General features: G+C 59.3%; 25 protein-coding genes. 23 read left to right on the forward strand and 2 right to left on the reverse strand.

All coding sequences use genetic code 11. From position 1 onward, the window contains the following. Positions 1-2: 2 nt before the first annotated feature. On the reverse strand, positions 3-1,472 hold the full coding sequence (locus AC13RE_RS13060) for a pyridoxal phosphate-dependent decarboxylase family protein (protein ID WP_488563234.1): 1,470 nt from the start codon (positions 1,470-1,472) through the stop codon (positions 3-5). Positions 1,473-1,910: 438 nt separating this feature from the next. Here AC13RE_RS13060 and AC13RE_RS13065 point away from each other — a divergent pair, with 438 nt between their 5' ends. The 23 genes from AC13RE_RS13065 to folD all read left to right on the forward strand — a co-directional run bounded on the left by AC13RE_RS13065 (position 1,911) and on the right by folD (position 24,871). Further along, a complete protein-coding gene (locus AC13RE_RS13065; RefSeq protein WP_132715823.1) occupies positions 1,911-2,828 on the forward strand; it encodes a flagellin N-terminal helical domain-containing protein in 918 nt (305 codons plus the stop codon). A 256-nt stretch (positions 2,829-3,084) separates the two neighbouring features. Further along, positions 3,085-4,065, forward strand: coding sequence for a flagellin N-terminal helical domain-containing protein (locus AC13RE_RS13070; RefSeq protein WP_132715824.1), 981 nt, complete (start codon positions 3,085-3,087; stop codon positions 4,063-4,065). A 241-nt stretch (positions 4,066-4,306) separates the two neighbouring features. Beyond that, complete coding sequence (locus tag AC13RE_RS13075; RefSeq protein WP_132715825.1) at positions 4,307-4,939, forward strand: hypothetical protein; 633 nt, start codon at positions 4,307-4,309, stop codon at positions 4,937-4,939. After that, positions 4,936-6,363: a MotB family protein gene (locus AC13RE_RS13080; protein WP_488563235.1), complete on the forward strand. Its 1,428-nt coding sequence runs from the start codon at positions 4,936-4,938 to the stop codon at positions 6,361-6,363. Before AC13RE_RS13075 ends, AC13RE_RS13080 begins: the two co-directional genes overlap by 4 nt. Before the next feature lie 3 nt (positions 6,364-6,366). After that, complete coding sequence (gene motC / locus AC13RE_RS13085) at positions 6,367-7,671, forward strand: chemotaxis protein MotC (protein WP_488563236.1); 1,305 nt, start codon at positions 6,367-6,369, stop codon at positions 7,669-7,671. A 1-nt stretch (position 7,672) separates the two neighbouring features. After that, entirely contained in the window at positions 7,673-9,280 is a 1,608-nt protein-coding gene (gene fliK / locus AC13RE_RS13090; RefSeq protein ID WP_488563237.1) for a flagellar hook-length control protein FliK, read from the forward strand. Beyond that, positions 9,222-9,815, forward strand: coding sequence for a transglycosylase SLT domain-containing protein (locus AC13RE_RS13095; RefSeq protein WP_488563343.1), 594 nt, complete (start codon positions 9,222-9,224; stop codon positions 9,813-9,815). Before fliK ends, AC13RE_RS13095 begins: the two co-directional genes overlap by 59 nt. Before the next feature lie 279 nt (positions 9,816-10,094). Further along, entirely contained in the window at positions 10,095-10,766 is a 672-nt protein-coding gene (gene rem, locus AC13RE_RS13100; protein WP_015338820.1) for a transcriptional activator Rem, read from the forward strand. A 510-nt stretch (positions 10,767-11,276) separates the two neighbouring features. Further along, positions 11,277-12,767: a flagellar hook-associated protein FlgK gene (gene flgK, locus AC13RE_RS13105; RefSeq protein ID WP_488563238.1), complete on the forward strand. Its 1,491-nt coding sequence runs from the start codon at positions 11,277-11,279 to the stop codon at positions 12,765-12,767. A 3-nt stretch (positions 12,768-12,770) separates the two neighbouring features. Then, positions 12,771-13,820 carry a flagellar hook-associated family protein gene (locus AC13RE_RS13110; RefSeq protein ID WP_488563239.1) on the forward strand — a complete coding sequence of 350 codons (1,050 nt, stop codon included), beginning with the start codon at positions 12,771-12,773 and terminating at the stop codon, positions 13,818-13,820. A gap of 37 nt (positions 13,821-13,857) precedes the next feature. Continuing rightward, positions 13,858-14,205, forward strand: coding sequence for a flagellar biosynthesis regulator FlaF (gene flaF, locus AC13RE_RS13115; protein WP_106996633.1), 348 nt, complete (start codon positions 13,858-13,860; stop codon positions 14,203-14,205). Next, positions 14,202-14,654 carry a flagellar biosynthesis repressor FlbT gene (gene flbT / locus AC13RE_RS13120; RefSeq protein ID WP_112336515.1) on the forward strand — a complete coding sequence of 151 codons (453 nt, stop codon included), beginning with the start codon at positions 14,202-14,204 and terminating at the stop codon, positions 14,652-14,654. Before flaF ends, flbT begins: the two co-directional genes overlap by 4 nt. Continuing rightward, positions 14,642-15,148 (forward strand): flagellar hook assembly protein FlgD, encoded by a 507-nt coding sequence (gene flgD / locus AC13RE_RS13125; RefSeq protein ID WP_488563240.1) that lies wholly within the window; start codon positions 14,642-14,644, stop codon positions 15,146-15,148. The genes flbT and flgD overlap by 13 nt, the downstream gene beginning before the upstream one ends. A 29-nt stretch (positions 15,149-15,177) precedes the next feature. Beyond that, positions 15,178-15,444 (forward strand): flagellar biosynthesis protein FliQ, encoded by a 267-nt coding sequence (fliQ, locus tag AC13RE_RS13130; protein WP_015338826.1) that lies wholly within the window; start codon positions 15,178-15,180, stop codon positions 15,442-15,444. Between the two features lie 250 nt (positions 15,445-15,694). Next, a complete protein-coding gene (gene flhA / locus AC13RE_RS13135; RefSeq protein ID WP_132715833.1) occupies positions 15,695-17,782 on the forward strand; it encodes a flagellar biosynthesis protein FlhA in 2,088 nt (695 codons plus the stop codon). Beyond that, positions 17,779-18,531: a flagellar biosynthetic protein FliR gene (gene fliR, locus AC13RE_RS13140; protein WP_132715834.1), complete on the forward strand. Its 753-nt coding sequence runs from the start codon at positions 17,779-17,781 to the stop codon at positions 18,529-18,531. The genes flhA and fliR overlap by 4 nt, the downstream gene beginning before the upstream one ends. Before the next feature lie 68 nt (positions 18,532-18,599). Beyond that, on the forward strand, positions 18,600-19,019 hold the full coding sequence (locus AC13RE_RS13145; RefSeq protein ID WP_488563241.1) for a hypothetical protein: 420 nt from the start codon (positions 18,600-18,602) through the stop codon (positions 19,017-19,019). 130 nt (positions 19,020-19,149) lie between these two features. Beyond that, the gene (locus AC13RE_RS13150; RefSeq protein ID WP_112336510.1) at positions 19,150-19,746 is read left to right on the forward strand and encodes a rod-binding protein; all 597 of its coding nucleotides are present in this window, start codon (positions 19,150-19,152) and stop codon (positions 19,744-19,746) included. Between the two features lie 14 nt (positions 19,747-19,760). Further along, complete coding sequence (locus AC13RE_RS13155) at positions 19,761-20,129, forward strand: hypothetical protein (protein WP_488484351.1); 369 nt, start codon at positions 19,761-19,763, stop codon at positions 20,127-20,129. Beyond that, positions 20,126-20,653 (forward strand): hypothetical protein, encoded by a 528-nt coding sequence (locus AC13RE_RS13160; RefSeq protein WP_488563242.1) that lies wholly within the window; start codon positions 20,126-20,128, stop codon positions 20,651-20,653. The genes AC13RE_RS13155 and AC13RE_RS13160 overlap by 4 nt, the downstream gene beginning before the upstream one ends. 242 nt (positions 20,654-20,895) lie before the next feature. Beyond that, a complete protein-coding gene (locus AC13RE_RS13165; protein ID WP_488563344.1) occupies positions 20,896-21,735 on the forward strand; it encodes a WecB/TagA/CpsF family glycosyltransferase in 840 nt (279 codons plus the stop codon). Between the two features lie 202 nt (positions 21,736-21,937). Next, a complete protein-coding gene (locus tag AC13RE_RS13170; protein WP_488563243.1) occupies positions 21,938-23,854 on the forward strand; it encodes a GumC family protein in 1,917 nt (638 codons plus the stop codon). A 117-nt stretch (positions 23,855-23,971) separates the two neighbouring features. Continuing rightward, a complete protein-coding gene (folD, locus tag AC13RE_RS13175) occupies positions 23,972-24,871 on the forward strand; it encodes a bifunctional methylenetetrahydrofolate dehydrogenase/methenyltetrahydrofolate cyclohydrolase FolD (protein WP_488563244.1) in 900 nt (299 codons plus the stop codon). Here the strand turns inward: folD and AC13RE_RS13180 are convergent. After that, the gene (locus AC13RE_RS13180) at positions 24,868-25,896 is read right to left on the reverse strand and encodes a substrate-binding domain-containing protein (RefSeq protein WP_488563245.1); all 1,029 of its coding nucleotides are present in this window, start codon (positions 25,894-25,896) and stop codon (positions 24,868-24,870) included. The two genes, folD and AC13RE_RS13180, sit on opposite strands and share 4 nt — an antisense overlap. Positions 25,897-25,969: the final 73 nt, after the last annotated feature.

Here is a 25,969-nt window from a genome sequence, read left to right on the forward strand (position 1 = left end):
TCCTATTGGGAGCCGATTATCAAAACGCTCCGAACGAGCGCATCGATATCCGTTTGTCGGGTACGGTGGTTTACGATCGCCGCGCGAATTGCGGGCTGACCGTTCAGATGGGTCAGGGACGGGGCGACGCGGCCTTCGGCGTGGAGACGCTCGACGATGTGGGAATTGACCGATGCCGGCATCGATCCGTCGGCACCAACATAGGCGAAGCAGACGATGTTGAGGGCGACGGGCGCGAGTAGTTTCAGGGCAGGTTCCTGTTCGATGCGCTCGGCCAGCCGGCGGGCTAGCCTGCAATTGGCGCTCATTGCGTCCCCCAACGCTTTAACACCATAGGTTTTCAGCGTGAACCAGGTCTTCAGCGCCCTGAAGCCACGGGAAAGATCCGGACCGTAGTCGCAGGGCCACCAGTCCCCACCGGCAAGTCCGGTCGCTGCGCGGCTCAGATAGGCGGCATCCGAAGCAAAGGCTTGCCGTTGCCACTCGCTGTCCCGCACCAGGAGGAAGCCGGCATCATAGGGTACCTGACCCCACTTGTGAAAGTCGAAAGCGAGCGAATCGCAGGCTTCGATCCCCGCAAACAAAGGCGCGAGCTCCTCGCTGAGAACGCCAAGAGCGCCGAGTGCGCCATCGACATGAAAATGAAGATCATGGGCGTCGGCGATGCCGCGCAGGGCCACGAGGTCATCGACCGCGCCGGTGTTGACCGTTCCAGCGCTGCCGATGAGGAGGAACGGCGTGAAGCCTTCCTGCCTGTCGCGAAGGATCGCTTGTTCCAGCGAATCGATATCGATCTGGCCGAGTTCATTGACGGCAATGCGCCGGAGCTGATTGCTGCCGATGCCGGACATTTCGAAGGCCCGCGGAACGCAGCCATGCACTTCGCTCGAGGCATAGGCGACGAGCCGGGATTCGTCGGACAGACCGGTTGCACGAACATCGAGGCCGAGCTTGCGGCATCTGGCGATCTGCACCGCCACGAAATTGGCCTGCGATGCGCCGGTCAGGAATATGCCGCCGGCCGTTTCCGGAAAGGAGAAGATCTCGCGCGTCCAGCGGATGATCTGCCGCTCGACCTCGATCGGCATGTGGTCGCGTCCGCCGAGATTGGCATTCAGCCCGCCGGCGAGCATTTCGGCGAGCATGCCGGCAACGGTGCCACCGCCCTGGACCCAGCCCATGAAGCCCGGGTGAATGTTGCCGCTGCCATAGGGGAGGATGTAGTCCCGAAAAGTGGCGTGGACGTCAGCCAGATCGCTGCCTTCTATGGGCAGTGGTACATCGAATTTGGCGCGAGCGGGAGAGGGAGCGTGCTGCCAGACTGGCTTCGTTGCGAGTGTCTGGAGATGATCGAACATGTCGTCGAGCATCCGGTGGCCTTGCTTGCGCAGGGCCTGCCAGTCGTCGGGGTCGAGACTTGTTCGCTCGTGGCGATCGACCGCCGCCCCTCCGGCCTCTTGCAAACTGAACATCTGAACCTCGCATGTGGCCGCCGGTATCGCCACCGTCGCCGGAACGCTACCGATAAAATGCCAGCCTCTTTGCCCGGCACCGGGCGGGCCTATCTACGACGCCGAAGATGGCGCGAGGCTGACGTGGCTTCTTGCATTCCTTCAGACGGCCGCGCGGATGGAAAATAGCATGTCGGCGCATGCCGTGTGGCTCAGCTCCTTTCCTGTTCAAGGAACGGCAAAGCAAGCGCTGCCGGATGGTCATCGGCGGAATAGCTGCTTCCGTTAACTTTTGCGGGCGGCATTAACCTTTTATTAACTCTATTGCTGTCAGTTGCGGCTAACGCAACGGTTGGTTAACCTCTCCTAAGAGCCGGTTAACAAGCATGAGGCTGATTGCCGTTCCCGGCCGCAGACCGGAATGTCCCTTCCAAAGTCAGCCATAAGGGGCACTTTTCGATGACCAGCATCCTTACCAACGACGCGGCAATGTCCGCTCTCCAAACCCTGCGCGGTATCAACACGAATCTGCAGGATACGCAGAGCCGCGTTTCCTCGGGCTACAAGGTTGCGAAGGCAGCCGACAATGCCGCTTATTGGTCGATCGCGACAACCATGCGTTCCGACAACGGTGCGCTTTCCGCCGTGTCCGATGCATTGGGCCTGGGTGCGGCCAAGGTCGATACGGCATATGCCGCAATGGACAACGCCATCACGGTCGTTCAACAGATCAAGGACAAGCTCGTCGCCGCAACCGAAAGCAGTGTTTCGAAGGCTGATATCCAGGAGGAGGTCTCCCAGCTTCAGCAGCAGCTGGAAAGCATTGCACAGTCCGCATCTTTCTCCGGACAGAACTGGATGTATGCGGCGAATGGCGCTTCTGCCTCCGTGGTTTCCTCCTTCGTGCGCAACAATAACGGCACGGTTTCCGTCAACAGCACCAGCTACAGCTTCGACACCGGTTCGCAAGGCAATGTGCTGTTCGGCGCAAGCGGCGGTACGATCGATACCAGCTCCGGTATTCTGGGCACTCAGCAGAACATCAGCGGCACATCCTATTCGGTCTTCAGTCTCGATATCACCAACATGACGGGCGGCGACATCGGCAAGGCCATGAATCTCATTCAGGGCGCTCTCGATGCTATGACGAGCACGGCCTCGCAGCTCGGTTCGCTTTCAACGCGCATCGACCTGCAGACGAGCTTCGTTTCCACCCTGCACGACACCATTGATTCCGGTGTCGGCAAGCTTGTCGATGCGAATATGGAAGAAGAGTCGAGCAGGCTGTCCGCGCTGCAGACCCAGCAGCAACTGGCCATCCAGTCGCTGCAGATTGCCAATTCGAGCGCACAAAATGTTCTCGCTCTCTTCAAGTGAGCCTTGACTGGAGCTTGCGTTGAGATTGCGCGGCGACATTTCCCTCTTGTCGCCGCGTATAAGCTTTTGTTAACGTTGTCGCTAATTGATTTGCAGTCTACGCGCAGGTCCGGCTTTGGTTCTTCTCCCAAGCGGATGCCGGACTGCAGTTTAGCGACGGGCCGTGCTGGGATATTTCCCGCTGGTGGGCATGAGGCCAATCGTTGCTGCCGGATCGGTCCGGCTTGCCAGTTCCAATGGAATTACGGATTTTCAGATGAGCAATGTGACGACGAATCCTTCCACGTCGGCAGCGCTGACCGTGCTGCGCGGCATCAACAAAGATCTCGATGTCGTGCAGCAGCAGGTCTCGTCCGGTTACCGCATTCAGACGGCGAGCGACGATCCCACCTATTGGTCGATGGCGACCACCATGCGCTCGGACCGGAGCAGCCTCTCGACGATCACGGACGCGCTTGGTCTCGGCGCCTCGAAGGTCGATACCGCATCCACCGCCATGGATACGGTCGTTAGCCTGCTAACCCAGATCCAGTCCAAACTGGTTTCGGCAAAGGAGTCGGGCACAAACAAGAATGCGATCAACGCCGATATTCAGCAGCTCAAGAACCAGCTGCAATCCGTTACCCAATCGGCATCCTTCTCGGGTGAGAACTGGCTGTACAACTCAGAGCCGCAAGCCAATACGCAGCAATCGGTCATCAGTAACTTCACGCGGGGCACAGGCGGACAGATCAATTTTACGACGATCGACTATGACAGCTCCCAAACCCTGATGATCGATACCGCCCAACCGGCGCGGGGTTTGCTGACGAAGAACGTCGACGCAAGCACGCTCGGCGCTCCGGGAACCAGCGGCGGAACGGCTCGTAACTACTATCTCCTTGCCGCCAGCGGCGGCTCGACGCCATCAGGTGGAACGGAGATCGCGATCTCCAGCAGCACGACGGACGACGAATTGACCGACATGATCAACGTCACCAATTCGCTCCTGAAATCGGCAACGTCTGCCGATTCGACCTTGGGCCTGATGTCGTCCAACATCACCGACCAGTCGGATTATATTTCCAAGCTCGGCGACGCCATCAAGAGCAGCGTCGGCGACCTGGTCGACACCAACATGGAAGAGGCCTCGGTGCGGCAGAGTGCCCTGCAGACAGCGCAGCAGATGGGTGTTCAGACATTGTCGATCGCCAACAGCATGGCGAGCAAGATTCTGATCATCCTTCAATCGAAATGACCGTCGGGCGGAACTCGGATCGGCTATGCCGCATCGCATTCATCCTCGCACAAGTTTGACTGCCTACGGTCCTTTGCAATGGCTTGGTTGCGTAAGATGCCGGTGACATTGATCCCGGACGCTGCCGCCTGAGGACGGAAACCGGAAGCGTGATGATCGACGTTTTGAGAATGGAAATGGATCGGCCGGCTGCCGGCATCGACTTGCAGCGCCTCTGGGGCGCGAATAGGGAGATGCGCGCATGAGCTTGGCACTATCTCGATATCTCAAGGATTTCAGCGCCGAACAGGTTCCTCCGTCGCATGTCGAGGATATGGCTTTTCCGGAGCCGATCGAGTTTGCTGAAATTCCAGGCGAGCCGCCCGTTGACGTCGAGGCCGAGCGTCGCGCTGCCTATGCAGAGGGGCATGAGGCCGCGACGCAGGAACTGACGCAGAAGCATCAGGCCGAGCTCGATGCCATGGCACAGTCGTTCCGCGCGGAAATGGATGCGCTGCGGATACATTACGAAGAGCAGGCGGCGGAAAAGATCGCGGCAGATATGAACCGCGTCGCCATAATGCTCGGGCAGGCGATCAGCACGGAAGCAGCCGCCATCCTTGCGCCGATCATGACAGAGACGCTGACGACCAGGGCGGTCGGCGATCTTGCCGAACTGGTCAAAGCTTCGATCCTCGACGGCAGCGTCGGGCCGATCTCGGTCACTGGTCCGCGCCATCTCTTCGAGGTTCTCCATAGCCGCCTCGGCGACGACGGCGCGCTGCTGCGGCATATCGAGGCCAATGATGTCGATCTCACCGTCACTATCGGCGAGAGCGTTCTCGTTACCCGTATGTCCGCCTGGGCCGCCAGTCTGAAAGAGATCCTGAAATGAGCGACGGCGATCAAAATCACGGCAAGCACGAGATTATCATCGTCAAGCGCCGCGGCGGTGATCACGAAGGTGGCCATGGTGGCGCGTGGAAGATCGCCTATGCCGACTTCATGACCGCGATGATGGCCTTCTTCCTCGTCATGTGGCTGGTGAACGCCGCCAACGAGGAGACGAAGGCCTCGGTTGCCTCCTATTTCAATCCCATCAAGCTTGCTGACGAGAAGCCGACGGAAAAGGGCCTCAAGAAGCCCGTCGATCAGGCCCAGGGCGAAAAGAACCAGCAGAAGTCCGATAAGCCGCAGGAAAAGCCGAATGACGGCAAATCAGCCAAAACGGGTGAGGACCTGACATCGACATCGGGCGACCAGACGAATTATTCCGAGGCGGATTTCTTCGAGAATCCGTATTCAGTCCTGGCCGAGATCGCACAGGAAGTCGGTCAGCAGGCGAATGTCAGCGCCAAGGGCGAGGGCGGTGCCGCCCAATCGGGTCCGGCGACGGGCGCAGATGGCGGCCAGGCCTATCGCGATCCGTTCGATCCGGATTTCTGGACCAAGCAGGTGCAGGTTTCCAGCGCCTCGAAGAAGGCGAACGAGGAACAGTCTGCCAAGTCGGATCAATCGCCCAAGGGTGAAGTCATCGCTTTGTCGAAGGCAACGGCTGCGGACATCGGCCAGCCAGCCGATCAGCCGCAAACGCCCGAACAACAGCCGACGGTGAGCGAGCAGCAGGCGGCCGGCAAGGCGCAGGAAAAACAGACGCAGGCTCAGCAGGTTGCCAAGGCCGGCACGCAAAGCGGCGCATCCGCCGCTGAAGACAATGCCGCTGTGCCTGCAAACAGGGATGCTCAGCCGACGAAAGCGCAGCAGCAGGAAGCCAAGGATCTGCAGCAGGCAATTCAAGCTGAGATCAAGGGCGTTGCCGGCCAGCTGGCCGAAGGGCTGCAGGTGACTGCGGCTGAAGGCGGAGTGTTGGTCACGATTTCCGACCAGACCAACGATCCGATGTTCAATATCGGTTCGGCGGTCCCCCGGCGCGAGATGGTGCTGGCGATGGAGAAGATCGGCAAGCTTCTCGCGGAGCGTAAGGGATCGATCCTGATCCGCGGCCACACCGATGGACGCCCCTATATGGTCGGCGGCCGCAACGACAATTGGCGTCTGTCGCTCGATCGCGCCCAGAGCGCCTATTACATGCTGACCAGCGGCGGGCTGGATGAGAAGCGGGTTGTGCAGGTGTCCGGCTTCGCGGACCGGCGTTTGAAGCTGCCCGACGATCCATTCAACGACGCGAACCGCCGTATCGAGATCCTGATTGCTAGTCCTTCTACCCAGGCGGCGACGGACCCCGCAGCCTCGGGAACGCAAGCTCCCATCAAGCCGGCTTCGGGCAAGGGCAAGTCCGGTCAAGGCAAGCAGGGATAGTTCATGGCGCGCAAACAGCATCGTCATCGCCTTGCGCTCACGCTCACTCTCGGCATGCTGATGCCTGGGGTTGTGAGCGCTGAGGGACAGGCCGGCCTGCCGCTCTACAAGATGCTGCGCTCGCTCGAATTCGTGCAGGATTCCGTTGTCGCCGGCGACAGTTCCGCCGCAGAGATGCAGCGCTATCTGCTCGGAACCATAGATGAGCGCCTGCGGAGCGCCGACAAATCCGTCTTCGAGGACAGTCGCAACGTCGATGCGGCTCTCATCTACACCATGAGCGGCGGCAACCCCGAAACGCTCGAATATCTGATGTCACGCGACGTCAACGGCAATTTCGACAATCGCGTTGCGGATGTGCTCAGGAAATATCTGAACGGCAAGGGTCTGCTTGTCGTCAACACCCTTGTCGACATCTCCAAGGAGTATCGCGGCAAGCCGATCGGCCCATACCTCTCGCTGGTTGCCGGCAATGTCATGTCGGGCAAGAACGCCAAGGCAGCCTTGCCGCTCTATGACTGGGCGCGATTGATCGCGCCCGGTACGATTGTCGAGGAGTCGGCATTGCGCCGCTCGCTGGCTTTGTGCGCCGACGCAGGCATGGTGCCGCAAGGATTGGATTATGCACGCCGTTATACGCGGCGCTTTCTGCATTCGCCTTACGCCAGCCAGTTTGCCGATCTTTTCGTGCAGCTGGTGGTGGATCACGATTCCGGCGTGAAGCAGCAGGACATCGTCGACATCCTGTCCTTCATGGATCCGCCGAGACAGCGGGAGATCTATCTGCGCATGGCGCGCCGGGCCGCGATCGCCGGCAAGGCCGATCTTGCCGCGCTGGCGGCCAATCGTGCCCAGGCGATCTCCAATGACGGCGGCGATGCCTTTGGTGCGCTGGCGAACTTCTATGGCGGCGTGGCGGGCATATCCACGCCCGAACTGAAGGCGGCGATCGACGATGTGAACCAGATGCCGGCGGGCGAGCTGAATGCGCGCGACCGCGCATTGCGCGACGCCGCAAAGGCGGTCGCGGCGGAGATATTGCGAACACCCGATGCTGCAAGCCTCGGGCAAGGCAGTTTTCCTAACCTGCCCAACCAACAGAAGACTGAACACGATGCTGCTGTGACGAATCAAGCGGGAAGCCAATCTCCCGGCACGGCGGGTGTTGAGCAGGGAGCCTCGGCAAACGCGGCTCCCGCCCCGGAGGGAGGGCGGCAGGAGGCCGACTCTTCGTTCAACGCATTCGTCACGACGAGCCGCTCGAAGCTGGATGCCATCGACGGCCTGTTGAAGCAGGAAAGTCATTGATATGAACGACATCGGTGTGTCCGGCGCCCCATCGGGGGCGGATATTCGTGCTGTTGCCAAAGGCGGCCGCTCGGCGAAGCAGGATGACGGCAAGGGTTTTATTGATGCGCTGACGAGCTCGCTCGGCAATGGCGGCAAATCTTCAAGCTCCAATGCCGGTGCCGATACCTCAGCCAATGCGGACACGACTGCCGATAAGGATGCAAGTGCGGCAAAGACGGTCGCAGGAATTTCCTCTGCGGCAGCTCTCTCCTTCGACGACAGCACCAAGGCCGGAGTTGGGGTGATCGATACGTCCGGAGCCAGCCTTTCCGATCTCGGCGGCCTGGCCAAGGGTGCGAAAGCTTCGCAGCCTGCCGCCGCCGCCTCGCTCTCGAAATCTCTGATCGCGCTGCAGAATGCAGCTGCAGCGGCGGGTGAGGTTGGCACAACCTCCACCGGAGCCGATCAGCCTACGGCAGCCATAGACCCGGCCATGCCCACGACCGACACGACCAAAGTGCCGGTGCAGTCTGCCGCACTCGACCAGCTTGCCGAGATCGCACAGCAGTTGGCCGATGTCGCGACCACGGACGGTCAGACGGCGCCGGTCAAGAGCGACGGCAAGACGTCTGGCGCGAAGGATGAAAAGGATGTCCAGGCGGCAGATGACGGTAAGTCTGCGTCGACGCAAGGCAGCCTGCCGGCCAACACGATTTCCGATGCCCTGTCGCTGCTGAACGCGCAGCCCGTCGTGGCGACGCAGGTTAGCACGGCACAGGGTAGCGCGGTCCAGTCAGGCAAGACGGCAGACGATGCCAAGGTCCAGGCTTTGTCATCAGGCAAGGCAGCATTTGCGAATGATGCCACGGACACGGCCGTGACGTTGCCGGATGACGGCAAGGGAACGGATGGCGCACAGACGTTCCGCCTGGCGCGGGCGGATGGCCGCGGCGGCGCGCTCGATCTATCGATCAGCAAAGGCGGCGATGACGTTGCCGATGTCAAAGTCGGCGCTGCTGCAGGCGGCGATGCGGTGGCAGTCACCGTGCTGGATTCGCGTCGTTATCTCGGGCTTGCCACCAACTCGGCGTTGGTCGCTGGGAGCCTCGCGGGCGACCGCGAATGGTCGGCTGCGATGCAGCCGGGCTCGGCGCTTTCCAATGCCGCAAACCTGACGAGCACCGGCAAGGTTGTCAACACGCTGAAGATCCAGCTGCGTCCGGACAATCTCGGCGACGTTACGGCAACCATGCGGCTTTCCGGAGACCAGCTGAGCGTCGATCTGAAGGTGCAGACCGGCGAAGCCTACAGGCAGCTTCATGCCGATCAAAGCCGCATGGTCGATGCGCTGCGCGCGCAAGGCTATCAGGTCGATAGCATCACCGTCACCCTGGCGTCCAATGCCGACCAGCAGTCGGACGGTGGCCGCAATTCCGGATCGAACCAGCCGCAGCAGCAGTCTCTGTTGAACCAGGGGCAGGGGGGCGACGCGCGCTCCAGGGGCCAGAATTATTCAGGGCAGCAGGCAAATGGAAACGATGGCAATCGCAGTTCGGGTGAGCGCAGCATTGAGGACGGCGCTGGCGGTGGCCTGCAGCGTTCTCGCTCTGGTGCGGTTTACCTCTGAGGTCCAGGCATCAGGCAATCCGACGCCGCCGGACAACGGTGCCGCAGGTCTTTGCGAACGCGAAATCCAGTCCGCTGCCGCAAAATACGGAATACCGGAAGGGATCCTTTATTCCGTCGGTCTGACGGAAACGGGTCGCAAGGGGTCGCTTTATCCCTATGCGCTCAATGTCGAGGGACGGCCGATCTTCCCGCCGTCGGAAGGGGCCGCCCTGCAGGTATTTGCCGCGGCACGGCAGAGTGGGGCAAAGCTCATCGATGTCGGCTGCATGCAGATCAATCAGTATTTCCACGGCGAAAATTTTGCTTCCGTCGATGCCATGTTCGATCCGCGCAGCAATGTCGAATATGCCGCAAAGTTTCTCCGCAATCTGCATGACAGGCATGAGACCTGGACAATGGCGGTAGCAAGATACCATGCTGGCCCGAACAATGACCCCGCCCAGAAGGTCTATGTCTGCCGCGTGATCGCCAATCTGGTCGCCACCGGTTATGGAAAATGGACGCCAAACGCGGCGACGTTTTGTCGGGATTAGGCACCCATAGGTTGAGCAGGGTATCCGGTTAGCCAGCACTAACCCAATCGAAGCGGTTGACTGCCGTGGTTTTGCCTAAAATGGAAGTGTTAATCATACGCTTGCTAACAGGTTTTTTATCGGTGTAAAACGCCAAGCGCATACTACATCTAGTGCAAATCGCACCCTTATGGTTAATCAATTATTAATTTCCGTCACTCATTTCCGACAGTTGTTCGTGATTCGCCCGATTCGTACCCATAGGTCATCGAAACACCACACTGATTCGGAGGCGGACGAATGATCGTAGTGGTTGATGAGCGAGAGCTCGTTAAAGACGGATACACATCACTCTTTGGGCGCGAGGGCATCCCTTCGACGGGATTTGATCCGCGTGAATTTAGCGAATGGGTCTCGACCGCGGCAGAGGGCGACATTGCCGCGGTCGAAGCCTTCCTGATCGGACAGGGGCAGCAGGTGCTCGAGCTTCCGAGGGCGATTCGCGACCGGACGGCGGCACCCGTCATCGCGGTCAGCGACCAGCCCTCGCTGGAAGCCACGCTTGCACTCTTTGATTGCGGCGTGGACGATGTCGTGCGCAAGCCGGTCCATCCTCGCGAAATCCTGGCCAGGGCGGCGGCGATCCGCCGGCGGTTGAAGGCGATCAACAACTATACCGATATCGGCCCCATCCGCGTCTTCGCAGATGGCCGCGATCCGGAAATCAACGGTTCCGTATTTGCCCTGCCGCGCCGCGAGCGCCGCATCCTCGAATATCTGATCGCCAATCGCGGCCGTCGCGTGACGAAGACCCAGATCTTCAACGCCATTTACGGCATCTTCGACGAGGAAGTCGAAGAGAACGTTGTCGAAAGCCATATTTCCAAGCTGCGCAAGAAGCTGCGCAAGAAGCTCGGTTTCGATCCGGTCGATTCCAAACGCTTCCTCGGTTACTGCATCGACTGGAGCTGATACTGCCAGTCGTGCATTCCAGATGTTAAAGCCTGCTGATAAGCCCGGAAATCCCTTGATTTCCGGGCTTATTCTTTTGCAGCGTGTGGGACAATCACAGCACAGATAGGTGCGCCTTCCCTTACCATCTACGGCGTAATAGCGAGCGGTGATACCTCTCGCACGAGACTTGCGACGACGCTTTTCGCGATGATCGTTTTTTCGTTTTCTCAGACAGCTTCACGCAAGGCCCGCCACCTACTCTCAGTCGTATGAAGGATAACGAGGATTCCAGATGAGGAATTTCGGCAGCAGCGAGACCGCGTTTGCGGAAGTGAGTGCAGAGGCAGTCCGCCTCAGCGCGGCTTCTGACCGCCGTATCAATGTGCGCGGATTCTCTGGGCGAGCCGTCCGTCCGTTGCCAACGACAATCTGGTCTATTTCGCCGGCCTCGCTCCGACAGGCTATTCCGACATTTCCAGCGTCTTCGGCCGATCTGCCGCGCTAAACGAATAGGGTATCGAGTCAGTCATGTCGCTTACAACAGCTCTCAACAACGCGCAGGCTATATTCAATAATACCGGCACGCAGAGCAGCGTGGTGTCGAACAACATCGCCAACGCCAACAATACGAATTACTCGCGGCGCCAGGCAATGTTGACCACCGACATGGCCGGCGCACAGGTGGTGCAGATCTCGCGCAGCAGCGAACCTGCACTGCAGAAGGCCTATCTCAGCTCGGCGTCGTCGGATTCGGCGCAGCAACTGCTCCTGAACGCCTACAACAATCTTCAGTCGGCAACGATTGGCGGCAACGATAATGAAGTTGCGCCGGCGACCTATCTGTCTGCATTTCAGGATGCGATGCAAAATTACGCCGGATCGCCGTCCAATGCTACGGCCGCCCAATCCGCGATCAATGCAGCCCAGAGCCTGGCCACGTCTCTCAACAATGCCACGACGGCAGTACAGGGCGCTCGCGCCGACGCCGACAAGCAAATCAAGTCCGACGTCGATACGCTGAACAGCCTTCTCAAGCAGTTCCAGACGGCCAACGAGGCGGTAAAATCGGCCACGGCGGCTGCCAATCCCACGTCGAGCGCGCTTGCCGACGCCATGGATCAGCGCGATTCGATCCTGAACCAGATCTCGAAGATCGTTGGCGTGACGACGGTGACGCGCGGCAACAACGACATGGCGCTCTATACCAGCAGCGGAACGACCCTGTTCGAGACCATTCCGCGCACGGTGACGTTCAAGTCGACGGATACGTATACGGCGGCCACTCCGGTTCCCGGCAACAGCGTCTATATCGACGGCGTTGCTCTGACCCCGGGCCAGAGTGCGAATACGACGGCGCAGGGCACTCTGCAGGCGGCGCTTCAGATCCGCGACGACGTTGCGCCGACCTATCAGAAGCAGCTCGATGAGATCGCCAGAGGGTTGGTTACGGTCTTTGCGGAAACGAACAGCAATCCTTCCAAGCCAACATTGCCGGGTCTTTTTACCTGGACTGGCGGTACTATTCCTGCCAGTGGGACCGCGGTCACCGGCTTGGCCGGCTCGATCACCGTTAATTCGAAATTAATCACATCCCAAGGTGGCGATCCGTCGTTGCTGCGAGATGGTGGTATCAATAATAGCGCGACTGAGACCGGTTATACGAAGAATACCAGCGGCGGCAGCGGCTATTCCACACAGCTTGATGCCTTCATTACGGCAATGAATGCGAAAATGGCGTTCGATCCTACCGCAGGCTCCAGCACCAATGCCAGCCTGATGGATTATTCAGCCAGCTCCATTGGCTGGTTGGAAGGCCAGCGCAGTACGGCGACGACCGCGGCGGAAAATACGTCCGCCGCTCTTTCGCGCTCTTCGGGCGCCTATTCGAATGCGACCGGCGTCAGTCTCGATGAAGAGCTGACACTGATGATGGATATTGAGCAGTCCTACAAGGCTGGAACAAAGATACTGAACACCGTCAACCAGATGCTTCAAGCTGTACTGGACCTCGCGAGCTAAGCCATGAAACTCTCTTTCATTTCGAGCACAGCCATTCAGAATGCCATGCGGCAGACCGTCCGCCAGGCGCAAAATGAGATGACGAGCGCCTCTACGGAGGCGACCACTGGCGTTTACGCCGATATCGGTGTTTCGCTCGGCGGCAGCACGTCGCTCAATGTGAACCTGACGCGGGAAGTGTCCCGTATCGACTCGATCCTCAGCAGCAATTCCATTGCCAACCAGCGGATGACAACCTCGCAGACCGCCCTGACCGGCATGGGCACGCAGGCGCAGAAGCTGATGGATCAACTGGTGGCGCTGAGCGGCAACACCGACGGCAGCAGCGTCGCCCTGGCGCAGCAGGCGGCGTCATCGACCCTGTCGAACGTCATCGCTTCGGCCAACACCATGGTCAATGGCGAGTATCTGTTTGCCGGAACCAACACCGACGTCCAGCCGATGACGGATAAATCCGCTGCAACGAACGCGCAGATTCTGTCGGACCTGACGACCTACATGTCCGGCCAGTCGCCGGCGGTAACCGCAGCGACCATATCTGCGGCACAGATAACCGATTTCATTAAGACCAAGGTCGAGCCGATGTTCACGTCCGACGCCAGCTGGTCGAGCTGGTCGAGTGCGTCCGATCAGAATATGACCAGTCGCATCAGCAATTCGGAAGTCATAGAAAGCTCGACGAATGCGAATTCGTCCGGCATCCGGTATCTGGCGCTGGCGACCAGCGTGACCAACGCGCTCATGGGCACGCCTCCCGGCCTCAATCAGAGCGCCGTGAACGCCGTCACGCAGCAGGCCATCAGCTATACGCGTCAGTCGGTTGACGGGCTGAACAGCCAGGCAAGCCAGCTCGGCCTGTCGCAGTCGCGCCTTTCGGATGCGAATACGACGCTCAACGCTCAGAAGACCATTCTCACCACCAGCATTGGTGACCTGACCGGAGTCGACCCCTATGAGGCGTCGACGAAGGTCAACAGTCTCCAGACGCAACTCCAAACGGCTTACACTATTGTTTCCAAGATCCAGCAGTTAAGTCTTGTAAATTACCTTTGATGATCAAAGGGATGTAATGACCAGGAAGGATGCATGAATGTATCAGTTCTCATATGCGGAAGTCATGCAGGACGCTGTGGCCGACGCCAAGGAACGAGAACGGCAAGTTCTGGACCGGTCGATAGCTCTTCTCTCCGCGGCCCGCGATGCGGAAAAATACGGTCGTGAAGCGATCGAGGCTCTCTTCTATACGCGTCGCGTATGGGTGAGCTTCGTCGACGACCTTAAAAGCCCGGAGAACCAGCTCAATGTCGAACTGCGTGCCAACCTTATCTCGATCGCCATCTGGATTTTGAAGGAATGCGACCGAATTCGGCTGCGCCAGTCGGAAAATTATCAAGGCATCATAGATGTCACCACCATCATCAGGGATGGACTTAAATGAAAAGTACGCTTCGCATATCGCTCAAAGCCGGGGAAAAGATCTTTATCAACGGGGCTGTCCTGCGTGTCGATCGCAAGGTTGCTCTGGAGTTCCTGAATGATGTGACATTCCTGCTCGAAAACCACGTGCTTCAGCCCGAGGAGGCGACGACGCCTCTGCGCCAGCTCTATTTCATCGCGCAGATGATCCTTATCAATCCCGAGGGCAAGGAGCAGTCGACGGCGATGTTCCGCAAATCGATCGTCATGCTTCTGTCGTGCTTCCACAATGAGGAAGTGCTGGCCGAACTCAAGCGCATCGACGGGCTTGTCTCCACCGGCCGCGCCTTTGACGCGCTGAAGGCGATCCGCAGCCTGTACGCGATAGAGGATCAGATTCTGAACAGCCAGGAAATGCCGGCGGCAACGATCGAGCACATCCGCCGGGAGATTGCTCCATGGCAGCGGTAGACAGCGTCGCCAGCAGCACCAGCACCAACTCTTCGAACACTGCCAGCAATGCTGCCGCCGCATCCTCAAAGGCTACTTTGAACTACAACGATTTCCTGCAGCTCCTCATCGCGCAGATGAAGAACCAGGATCCGACCAGTCCGATGGATGCCAGCCAGCAGATTTCCCAGCTGGCGAGCTTCTCCCAGGTGGAGCAGCAGATCCAGACGAACTCGCATCTGGAAACCGTGCTGCAGAACCAGTGGATCTCGCAGGCCTCGGATTACATCGGCAAGCAGATCATGAGCGCCGACGGCAAGACCACCGGCACGATCAAGCAGGTAAGCGTCTATACGGACGGTATCATTGCCGAAACCAATGCCGGCGACAAGATTCTGATCCAGGCCGGCGTGACGATCGCTCCGGCGGGCACGACCATTGATACCTCGCCCACGTCGAGCGATAGTAGCACCAGTGATTCGTCGTCGAATACGGATCAGACCAGCGGCACATGACGTGCCGCTGAACCGGGAGTGGACAGATTATGAATGAAGCCGATGCATTGGATATTTTCCAGGCGGCGATCTGGACAGTGCTTGTGGCTTCCGGTCCGGCCGTCATCGCTGCCATGGTCGTCGGTCTGGTCATCGCGCTGATTCAGGCGCTCACCCAGGTGCAGGAGGCGACCTTGACCTTCGTGCCGAAGATCGTCGCCGTCATGGTCACGATCGGCATCTCGGCGCCATTCGTCGGTGCACAGATTTCAATCTTCACCAATCTCGTCTTCTCCCGCATTCAATCGGGTTTCTGAAATAGATCCGAAGACGCCTCCGACGCCCGGATCGCGCTTGTCGACGGCATCGGCCATGCTCGCGCAAGCTTCAGCCTTTAGAGGTCGGTTCCACTAGAGCATTTCCAGGAAAAGTGCGTAGCGGTTTTCCGTCCGGAATGCGTAGGGAACAAGAAGATAGAGCGTTTTCGCGATTCGAAGAAAAGCGGAAATGCTCTAGGGCACACGGGTCAGCCGTTTGCCTCCTCTCATGAAGAGACGGAACCGGTCGATGGCACAACCACCCGCAATAGCACTCCCCAAAGCCAATCCTAGCGTCCGCGATATCGGGTTTGCCCTCGGTATCATGGTCATTCTGTGCGTGCTGTTCCTACCGATTCCGCCGTTTCTGATCGACCTTGGATTGGCTTTCTCGATCGCCTTTTCCGTGCTGATCCTCATGGTGGCGCTCTGGATCAAGAAGCCCCTGGAATTCTCGTCCTTTCCGACGATCTTGCTGATCGCCACGATGACGCGTCTGGCGCTGAACATCGCCACGACCCGCGTCATCCTTTCGCACGGTTATGAAGGGCATGATGCGGCCGGCGGCGTCATTGCCGGTTTTTCCAGCCTTGTCATGTCGGGCGATTTCGTCATCGGCCTGATCGTCTTCCTCATCCTCATCACCATCAACTTTATCGTCATCACCAAGGGTGCGACGCGTATCGCCGAAGTCGGCGCCCGCTTTACCCTGGATGCCATCCCCGGCAAGCAGATGGCGATCGACGCCGACCTTTCGGCCGGCCTCATCGATGAGAAAGAAGCGCAGCGCCGCCGTCGCGAGTTGGAAGAGGAAAGCTCCTTCTTTGGTGCGATGGACGGTGCATCCAAGTTCGTACGTGGTGACGCGGTTGCCGGTCTTCTGATTACCTGCATCAACGTCTTCGGCGGCATCATCATCGGCTATTTCCGTCATGGCATGCCGATCGGCCAGGCTGCGGACGTTTTCGTGAAACTTTCCGTCGGCGACGGTCTGGTGTCGCAGATGCCGGCCCTCATCGTCTCGCTTGCTGCCGGCCTTCTCGTTTCGCGCGGCGGCACCTCTGGCTCGACCGACCAGGCCGTCGTCAATCAGCTGAGCGGCTATCCGCGCGCGCTCGCCGTCTCTGCGGTCCTCATGGGCATCCTGGCCATTATGCCCGGGATGCCCTTCCTTCCCTTCGTTTTCCTCGGCGGTCTGATGGCCGCCGGTGCCTGGTTCATTCCGCGTCAGATCGAAGCCGAGAACAAGCTTCGCCGCGACGCCGAAGAGCAGAAGGTGATGCAGACGAAGGAAATGGAAAAGGATTCGGTCAAATCGGTGCTGAAGACCGCAGAGATCGAACTGGCGCTCGGCAAGATCGTCTCCACCCGCCTGCTCGGCGCCCATCAGGAATTGGCTTTCCGCGTTGGCAAGATGCGCAAGAAGTTCGCGACGCAATATGGCTTCGTCGTGCCGGAGATCAAGGTGATCGACGACATGGCGATTGCCGACAAGTCTTATCAGATCCGCATCCATGGCACGACGATCGCCTCCAACATGCTGCGCGTCGGCGAAGTGCTCGTCGTCACCGGCTCCGGCCGTAAGCCGACCGTTCCGGGCGACGAGATCCGCGAACCCGCTTTCGGCATGCCGGCCTTCTCTGTCCTCGAAGCCTTTGCCGAGGATCTGAAGCGCGAAGGCTTCCAGCCGATCGACAATGTCTCCGTCGTGCTCACCCATATGAGCGAAGTCATCCGCAACAACCTGCCGGCGCTGCTGTCCTATAAGGACGTGAAGGTCCTGATCGACCGCCTCGATCCGGAATACAAGAAGCTCGCCGACGAAATCTGCTCGTCGCATATGTCCTATTCCGGCCTGCAGGCGGTGTTGAAGCTGCTGCTTGCCGAGCGTGTCTCGATCCGCAATCTGCATCTCATCCTGGAAGCCGTTGCGGAACTGGCGCCACATGTGCGCAAGACCGAGCAGATCGTCGAGCACGTGCGTGTCCGCATGGCACAGCAGCTCTGCGGCGATCTGGCCGATAACGGCGTGCTGCGCGTCCTGCGCCTTGGCAGCAAATGGGACCTCATCTTCCATCAGGCGCTGAAGCGCGACCAGAAGGGCGAAGTCGTCGAATTCGATATCGATCCGCGCAGCCTGGAAGAGTTCAGCGAGCAGGCGGGCAAAGTTATCCGTGAATACATGGACCGGGGCATGCCCTTCGTTCTTGTCACGTCGCCGGAAACGCGCTCCTATGTGCGCATGATCATCGAACGCCTGTTCGCGACGCTTCCGGTCCTGTCGCATGTGGAATTGGCCAAGGGGATCGAGATCAAGATTCTAGGTTCGATTTCATGATATCAGATCCCCAGGGGACCATTCTGGCGCTGTTCGTCGCCTTCTGCCGCATCGGCGGCTGCATGATGGTCCTCCCGGGATTTTCCTCCGGCCGCGTTCCCCCGCAGATCAGGCTGCTGCTTTCCGTGGCTCTGACGATGGCGATCCTGCCATTGCTCTGGAACACGATCTATCCTGAGGTGTCGAAGGGCAATGCGAGCTATATCGCCCTCATCTTCACCGAAACCGTCATCGGATTGATGTATGGGATGATGGCTCGCATCTACACGCTAGGCCTGCAGTTTACCGGCACGGTCATATCGATGCTGATCGGCTTCAATGCGCCCGGCGGTGCCGACCTCGTCGAGGAATCGAGTGAGACATCGCTCACCAGCCTCATTAGTTTTTGCGGGCTGATGATCCTCTTCATTCTGGACTTTCACCATTATGTTTTGCAGGCGCTGGTCGATTCCTATTCGGTCATTCCCTTCGGCGGGCATATCGAGCCGCGCGCGGCACTGATCTCCATCACCGACACGCTGGCGACGACCTTCTTCATCATGCTGCGTCTGGCAAGCCCTTTCCTGCTTTACGGCCTGATGTTTCAGATTTCGATCGGTTTCATCAACAAGCTGGCACCGCAGATCCCGATCTATTTCATTTCCACGCCCTATCTGCTGATGGGAGGGCTGTTCATGCTCTATGTCAGTATTGCGGCGTTGGTCAGTCAGTTTTCCAATGCGTTCCTGACTGTCTTCAACGGGCACTAGCCGTAAATGACACAAGGGCGAACACCGATTCGAGTGCAGCTGGAACAAGGCGACCCGGGTAGATAGCGATGGCTGAGAAAAACCGGTCCGAAAAACTGAAGCGCCTCGTCGCGGTGCAGCGCCATCTGGAACGGATGGCGGAAAGCGAGCTGGCCGATACCACCCGACAGCGGTCGGAAGTCACCGAATCGATGGAACGGGTCATGGTCGCCATCGGCTCCGTTGATCCGGTTCACATGGCATTCTCGATCCATTACGCCGAGCGCTATGGCCGCCTGATGATCCGGGATCAGCAGCTGGAAAGCATCCAGACGCTCATTCAGATGAAGGTCCAGCAGGAGCGCACCAAAGGCGACAGGCTGGAAGAGCACATGAACGATGCCCGCGAGCAGGAAACGCGGGAGGCGGACGACAATGCCGTCTACGACATCATCGATCAGCGCTTCGCCGGCGCAACGCCAGCCTCCAGCAAGGTTCAAAAACCATAATCATCGCGATCATGGAACAGGATTCGCAGCGTTGGGTTGCCGATCCGTTTTGACAGTTTGATTCGACATGCCCTGATACGAGCGCCACGCCGCTCGTATCAGGGCATGCGAGAGCAGAAGGAGACGTGACATGGCTATTTCGCCTCCGAGTGATTTGGTCCTTGATGTCGTCAAGGCCGCCAATCCCGCCGATGTCGAGGCCGCGCAGGCCAAGCTTGCCGCCAACCGTGCCGCTTTTGCCGCCACCAGCCTTGCCGAAAACGGCAACGGCTTCGGTGCGACGGTGGATGCGATGAACAGCGCCGCCACTCAGGCTGGCCTTGCCAATGCCAATACCCATGTGGCCGGGACCAAGGTCCCGCAGGCCTATCGCAAGTTCGAGTCCATGGTGCTGCAGAACTTCGTGAAGAACATGTTGCCGAGCAGCGAAACGCTCTACGGCAAAGGCTCTGCCGGCGAGATCTGGAAGGGCATGATGGCCGAGCAGCTGGGCGATACGATCTCCAAGAATGGAGGCGTGGGCATCGCCGAAAAAATGTACAAGGAACAGGTCGACAAGATGCGCAACACCGGCGCGATCCATGCAGCGACCGACGAGAACGACAAGAAAATGGCGCTCAGCGCGATTACCGATTTTCAGCGCAAGACGCTGGCCGCTGCCAATGCCGATAACGACGGCAATACCAGCATCACCAACCAGAATTCGTTGACGTCCCAGAAAGCATGAGCGAGGTAACAAACATGGAAATGATGTCGCAGGACTATCGGATCAAGTCTGTCCTTGGCCGCCTGGAGATGATTATTGACAATGAGAACACCCGGATCGGCACCGACCCGGAATTCGATCTCAAGGTATCGAACGCACATAAGAGCCGCTGCCTCTACGAGTTGTCGATGCTCTTTCGCGATACCGATCCGGCCGATCTCGCTGCCGCCCACATCGAACAGCTGCATGATCTGAAGAAGAAGCTGGTTCTGAACGCTCGCCGGGTCGAGGCGCATCTCGAGGCTGTGCGTGCAGTCGCCGACATCTTGAAGAATGCCGTACAGAATGCCGATGGGGACGGCACCTATTCGCAGGAGCAATTCCGCGTCCGTGAGGCCGGATGATCAAGCTCGTTATCACCGGCCTGTGGGTCTGCGCCGTAACATTGGCCTCGGTCTATTTTTCGGTGCAGGTTGCGACGGCGCCCGCGATCAGCCCTGACGATGCCAAGAAGGCGCAGCAGGAGCTCGTCAAGGGCGAATCGATCAACGTTCCCGTTATCGCCAACGGCCAGGTGACCGGCTATTTCCTGACGCGCATCTCCTTCATGATGGAGAAAGGCAAGGCGAATGCTCTGCAGATCCCCCTGCCGGAGCTGACGACGGACGAACTCTTTTCGCTGTTGATCGGCAACAAGACGATCGACATCGCTCATGCGCAGAATTTCGATATTGCCGCCTTCCGTGCCGATCTCAAAAAACGGATGAACGAACGACTTGGTGGCGACTACGTCGCCGATGTGCTGATCGAGCAGCTCGACTATCTTTCCAAAGAAGAAACCCACGGCGGGGAAACTGTGGCCAAGAGGACGGTCAAGCCCGTCAAGATCGTGCAGGATGCGGCAAAGGACAAAGTGCCGGTTGAGTGAGATCCCTGGACGGCAAAGCGATAAACGTAAGTAATTTCTTACATTCTGTCGGTATGCCTAACAAATTCCTGATAGCTTCCAGCAAATCCAACCTTCCTTCCTAACGGAAAGTTGGATTTGTCTTGCTATAAACTCCTACGAGCCATGCCTCCCGGTCGCCGCACCGATGAACGGTGGGAGGCATGCGCTTTATGCGTACTGGCATCATGCGCGTCAGCGATGCCGGGCAGGAGGGTGTTGGATTGAACCAGGTAGCCGATTTTGCCGTCGCCGCGTCACGCCGCATGATCTTCGATCTGCCGGTATGCGATCTCGACTGGGATGACGCGCTGACCTTCGTCAACGAACTCGCTTCCCTGCCGGTCGGACAGACGTCGATCTCCTTCGTCAATGCGCATAACATGCTTATCATGCTGCGCGATGAAACTTACCGTAGTGTTCTCGAGCGCAATCTGGTGCTTCCCGACGGCGTCGGCCTCGACATCGCCTCACGCGTTGCTCATGGCGAACGTTTCCCCGCCAATCTGAACGGTACCGATTTCGTCCCCGCGCTGCTGACATTCATGGAGCGGCCGAAACGGATCGGCCTCTTGGGCGGCAAGCGCTCCGTTGTTGAAAAGGCAGCCGAGAGATTTCGCCGGCACGCTCCGTGGCACCAGTTCGTCGTCGTATCGGACGGCTTCTTCGATCCGGCCCGGAGCAGCGCAGTCACGGCGGAGATAAGCCGCCAGAAGATCGATGTGCTGATCGTCGGCATGGGCACGCCCTTGCAGGAAAAATGGGTCGCCGAGCATGTCGGCCTGCAGCACGCCCGTCTTGTCCTGACCGTGGGCGCCCTGTTTGATTTCATTTCCGAGACTGTGCCGCGGGCGCCACGTCTCGTGCGCGCTATGCGCAGCGAGTGGCTGTTCCGTCTCGTGCTGGAGCCGGGCAGGCTGTGGCGGCGCTATATGCTGGGCATACCGCTGTTCTTCTATCAGGTTGTCAGGCATCAGTTTGGCCGCAAGGAACGCGTCCTTCGCGCGGAGCCGCATCCATTGCCGCAGCGGCGCATTGCTCCGCCGGACAAATTGGCAAGTTAGAGCATTTCCAGAAAAAATGCGTAGCGGTTTTCCGTCCGGAATACGCAAGGAAACAAGAGCCTAAAGCGTTTTCGCAATTCGAAGAAAAGCGGAAATGCTTTGGTATTTGCGGGCTTGGCGTTAACTCTTTCTTTGGTATGAAAGTTTAGAGTGGGTTAACCATTTGCATTGGTCTCCGACCATGTGCGCGAGATAGCCCGCCATGTTTGAAAGCAAAGCCAGGACCGGATTTTATCCCCACGACGCGCAAACCTCTGAGGTTTCGCAGCGCGTTGCAACACGTGCCTCTCCTTATGGTGAAGACGATGATTTGGGTAGTGCGGCGGGTCTGCGTGCTGCCAACACCGACGATCCGCGGGATGCGGAACTGCGTGCTATCCTGCGCAGACGTCTGAATGGCGACCCCTATCCGGTGTCCGGCCATAGAAGATCGCAGGAGCGCGCGCCAGCAGCCGCACAGGCCGAAAATATCTCGGACGTCAACTATGCGGAACGCCGCCGGTTGCCGGAACGGGTATCGGAACCGGCGCCCGATTTGCTGGAATTCGTGCCCGATCTGCTTGAGGGCATGCCGGAACTCCGGCCACAAGCCGCCTCCGCTTCTGTTGCCGTTGAACACATATCGCCGACTGGACGCTGGTCTCCCAGCCTCCGTGCGCTCTGTTTCGTTGCCGCAACCGCGCTGATGGGGGCGGTCGTTCCCATCCTGCTTGCGCCGCCGCCGCGTTATGTCTCGCAGGCAGTGCTCCATGCGGAAGGCGATGGCCGCGCGCGTCAGGTCCTGTTGGATGTCGCGGCAAAGCGGGTCGTCGCTCCGTCCGTATTGTCCGACGTCGTTGCCAGGATGAAGCTTGATCGCGATCCGGAATTTACCGGCAGCCGGGCGGGTGCCCTCGGCGTTGCCGTCGAGTTGCTTTCCGGCAGCGGCAACGCATCCGATGCGCCGTCGCGCGCGCAGGCCACGCTGCGCAAGGACGTTGCCGTCGAGATCGACAGTCAGACGGGTCTGCTGCGCCTGATCGTGACGTCGGGCGATCCCGCCAGATCGGCCGATATTGCCAACCGGCTGGTTATCGCAACCCTCTATGATCCGGGTGTTGCGAAGGCGGCCGGCACGTCGCTTGGGGTTGAAACGGCGGTTGATCGCAGCCGCAAGGAACTCGATCGCGCCTCTGCCGCCCTTGCCGAATTCAAGGCGCGCTATGGCGAAGACAGGATTACCGCGGCCGAGACACTCCGGCGGCAGCGTCAGCAGCTGGATGTGCAGATAAAGGCAGCCGATCTGGCGGTACGAACCGCCAAGGCCCGTCTCGTAGCTGTCAAATCGGCGACGCCGGCATCGGTGCTGAGTGGCGCATTGTCTAGCGATCTTTCGTCGCCAGGTCTTGATGACCTGCGCAGCCGCTACAACGCCGCAAAGTCACAATTGACACAGCTTTCTGTGCAGCTCGGCCCGCGCCATCCCCGCCTGCTGGCGCAACAGGCAACGGTCGATGATCTCGCAGCCAATATGCGCAGTCAGTTGCAGCGGCTCGCCGTCAGCAGCGAGGCGGACGTGAAAGCGGCTCTGGAAAAGCAGACCGCTCTCTCGGCGCAAATGACTGCTTTCAGTCAGACGGGGAGTGATGTGGACCTCGCTCGCCTCGGGCAGCTACAGGATGCCGTGACGACAGCCCAGAGCCGCTACGAGGCCGATCAGCAGAATGCTGGCATGACGATTTCCGAAGTCAGGCCGCCGCTGACGGTATTGTCGCAGGCCGTCGCGGCCGCCGCCCCGTTGGATAATCGGCTCGTAAGCAACCAAATTGTCGGTTTCCTTACAGGTTTTGGTTTGGCACTTTGCGCCGTATTCCTGCGCAAATGGCTGGCTGGTGGCGCGCCGACAGAAGATCAGGCAGCTGATGAAAGCACCATGCCGGAAGCCTGCGCTTTTCGCCATGAGGATGATCTGGAGCCTCAGTTGTTGCCGGCGATCGCACCTGAACCGTCGGCTGCTCTCGTCCATGATGTGGATCGGCTCGATGTTGCGGACGAGTGGGGCCTTATCCGGCAAGAGCTTGCATCGCTGCGTGCCAAGGTCGAAACCTACGCTGTACGCAGACATCCGGACCGCGCCTGATCGTCTCATCGTTTTCCCTTGCAATTGCCGCTTTCAGACACCATAGGGCGTTTGCAGGCCATTCCATGGAATGGATGGCTTGTAGATTGCCAGCGCATTCATGATCGGGAGACGAGCGTGACGACAGTGATCGACGGGAAACAAGCGGCGGCTTCGGTGATCGAAGCCGTGAAGGCTGCGGCGGCGGGACTTGAGACCGAGGCCGGTGTGAAGACCGGGCTTGCGGTCGTCATCGTCGGTGACGATCCGGCCAGCCACGCCTATGTGAACTCCAAGAGCAAGATGGCCAAGGAATGCGGCTTCAAGTCGGTCCAGCACACGCTGCCGGCGGAAACGACGCAAGGTGAGCTGGCAAGGCTCGTTCAGTCGCTGAACGACGATCCGTCCATCCACGGCATTCTCGTGCAGCTGCCCCTGCCGAAGCATCTTGATTCGGATGACATCATTCAGTCGATCAAGCCGGAGAAGGATGTCGACGGCCTGCATGTCGTCAATGCCGGCAAGCTGGCAACCGGCGATCTCGACACCGGACTGATCTCCTGCACGCCGGCCGGCGCCATGCTTTTGGTGCGTTCGATCCACGGCGAGGACCTGTCGGGTCTCAATGCCGTCGTCATCGGCCGCTCCAACCTGTTCGGCAAGCCGATGGCGCAATTGTTGCTCAATGCCAATGCGACGGTGACGACAGCGCATTCGCGCACGAAGGATTTGGCTTCCGTGGCAAGAGGCGCCGATATTCTGGTCGCGGCCGTGGGACGTCCGGAGATGGTCAAGGCCGATTGGATCAAGCCCGGTGCGACCGTGATCGATGTCGGCATCAACCGGATCGCGGCCCCGGAGCGGGGCGAGGGCAAGAGCCGGCTGGTGGGCGATGTCGCCTATGGTGAAGCCTCAGAAGTCGTTGCCGCCATCACGCCGGTTCCGGGCGGTGTCGGCCCGATGACGATCGCGATGCTGATGGCCAATACCGTCATCGCTGCCTATCGCTCAGCCGGCAGAAAGCCGCCGAAGTTTTAGGCCGGTGCGACACCGGTCGAGGCGCGCACGATCAATTCGGCTTTCCACAATTCCTGCGCCGGAAATGTCTCCGTATGCTTGATTTCGCCGATCAGCCGTTCGGCGATGCGCACGCCGGCTGCACGCAGTGATGAGCGCGTGGTTGTCAGCGGCACGGTGAAGTTCTCTGGCTTGAGCAAGGTCAGCACGTCGTCGTGGGCGATCATCGATATGTCTTCGCCCAGTTTCAGCTTTGCCTGATTGATGGCGCGAACGGCGCCGAGCGCCAATACGGTACTGGAGCAGAGCACCGCAGTCGGCCGCTTGTCCTTTTCCATTTGCAGGATGCGCTCCATGGCTAGCAAGCCCTGTTCATCCGTCATCGGCGTATGGCTGACGCAGGTTTCGTCGAGCGCCAGGCCACGCTCGGCAAGGGCTGTATCCATGCCGTTCTTCCGGCGAATGGCGAAATCGAAATAGATCGGACCGTTCAAGAGGGCGAAGCGCCGGTGTCCGAGCTGCAGAAGCAGCTTCGTGGCGTCATAGAAGGCAGCTTCGTTGTCGATGTCGAGGAAGGGATAGTCGGGCTCGGAGCCGATAGAGCGTCCATGCACCAGGAAGGGCATGGATAGAGACTTCAGCATCTCCAGGCGCGGATCGTGACCACGCATATAATTGACGAAGAGGGCATCGACATTGCCGCTGGCCGCCAATCGCCTGAGGGCGCCGACTTCGTCATTCGGATCCGCAGGCGTCAGGACGAAATGGAAATCGTGCCGCAAGGCCTCTTCTCCCAGCCCAGTCAGGAACTCGCTGAAATGCACGTCCGAAGAATTGCCGGGCGAAGTCGGCATTACAAGTCCGATCGAGCCGGCCTTGCCCGTCGCAAGTCTTTGGGCTGCCTTATTGGGCCGATAGCCGGTTTCGCGAACCGCTTTGAGAACGCGTTCGCGAGTTTCGCGATTGACCTCCGGATATCCGTTCAAGGCCCGGCTGACTGTCGTCTGCGACAGCCCAAGCATCTGCGATAGCTGTTTCAGATTCACGGTATTTCAGCTCCTCCCACTGCACGCCGCCAAGATGCCGAGACAACCTCCTGAAAAGCCCCAGGCTTCCAAA

This window comes from Martinezella sp. CNPSo 3959, assembly GCF_057784355.1.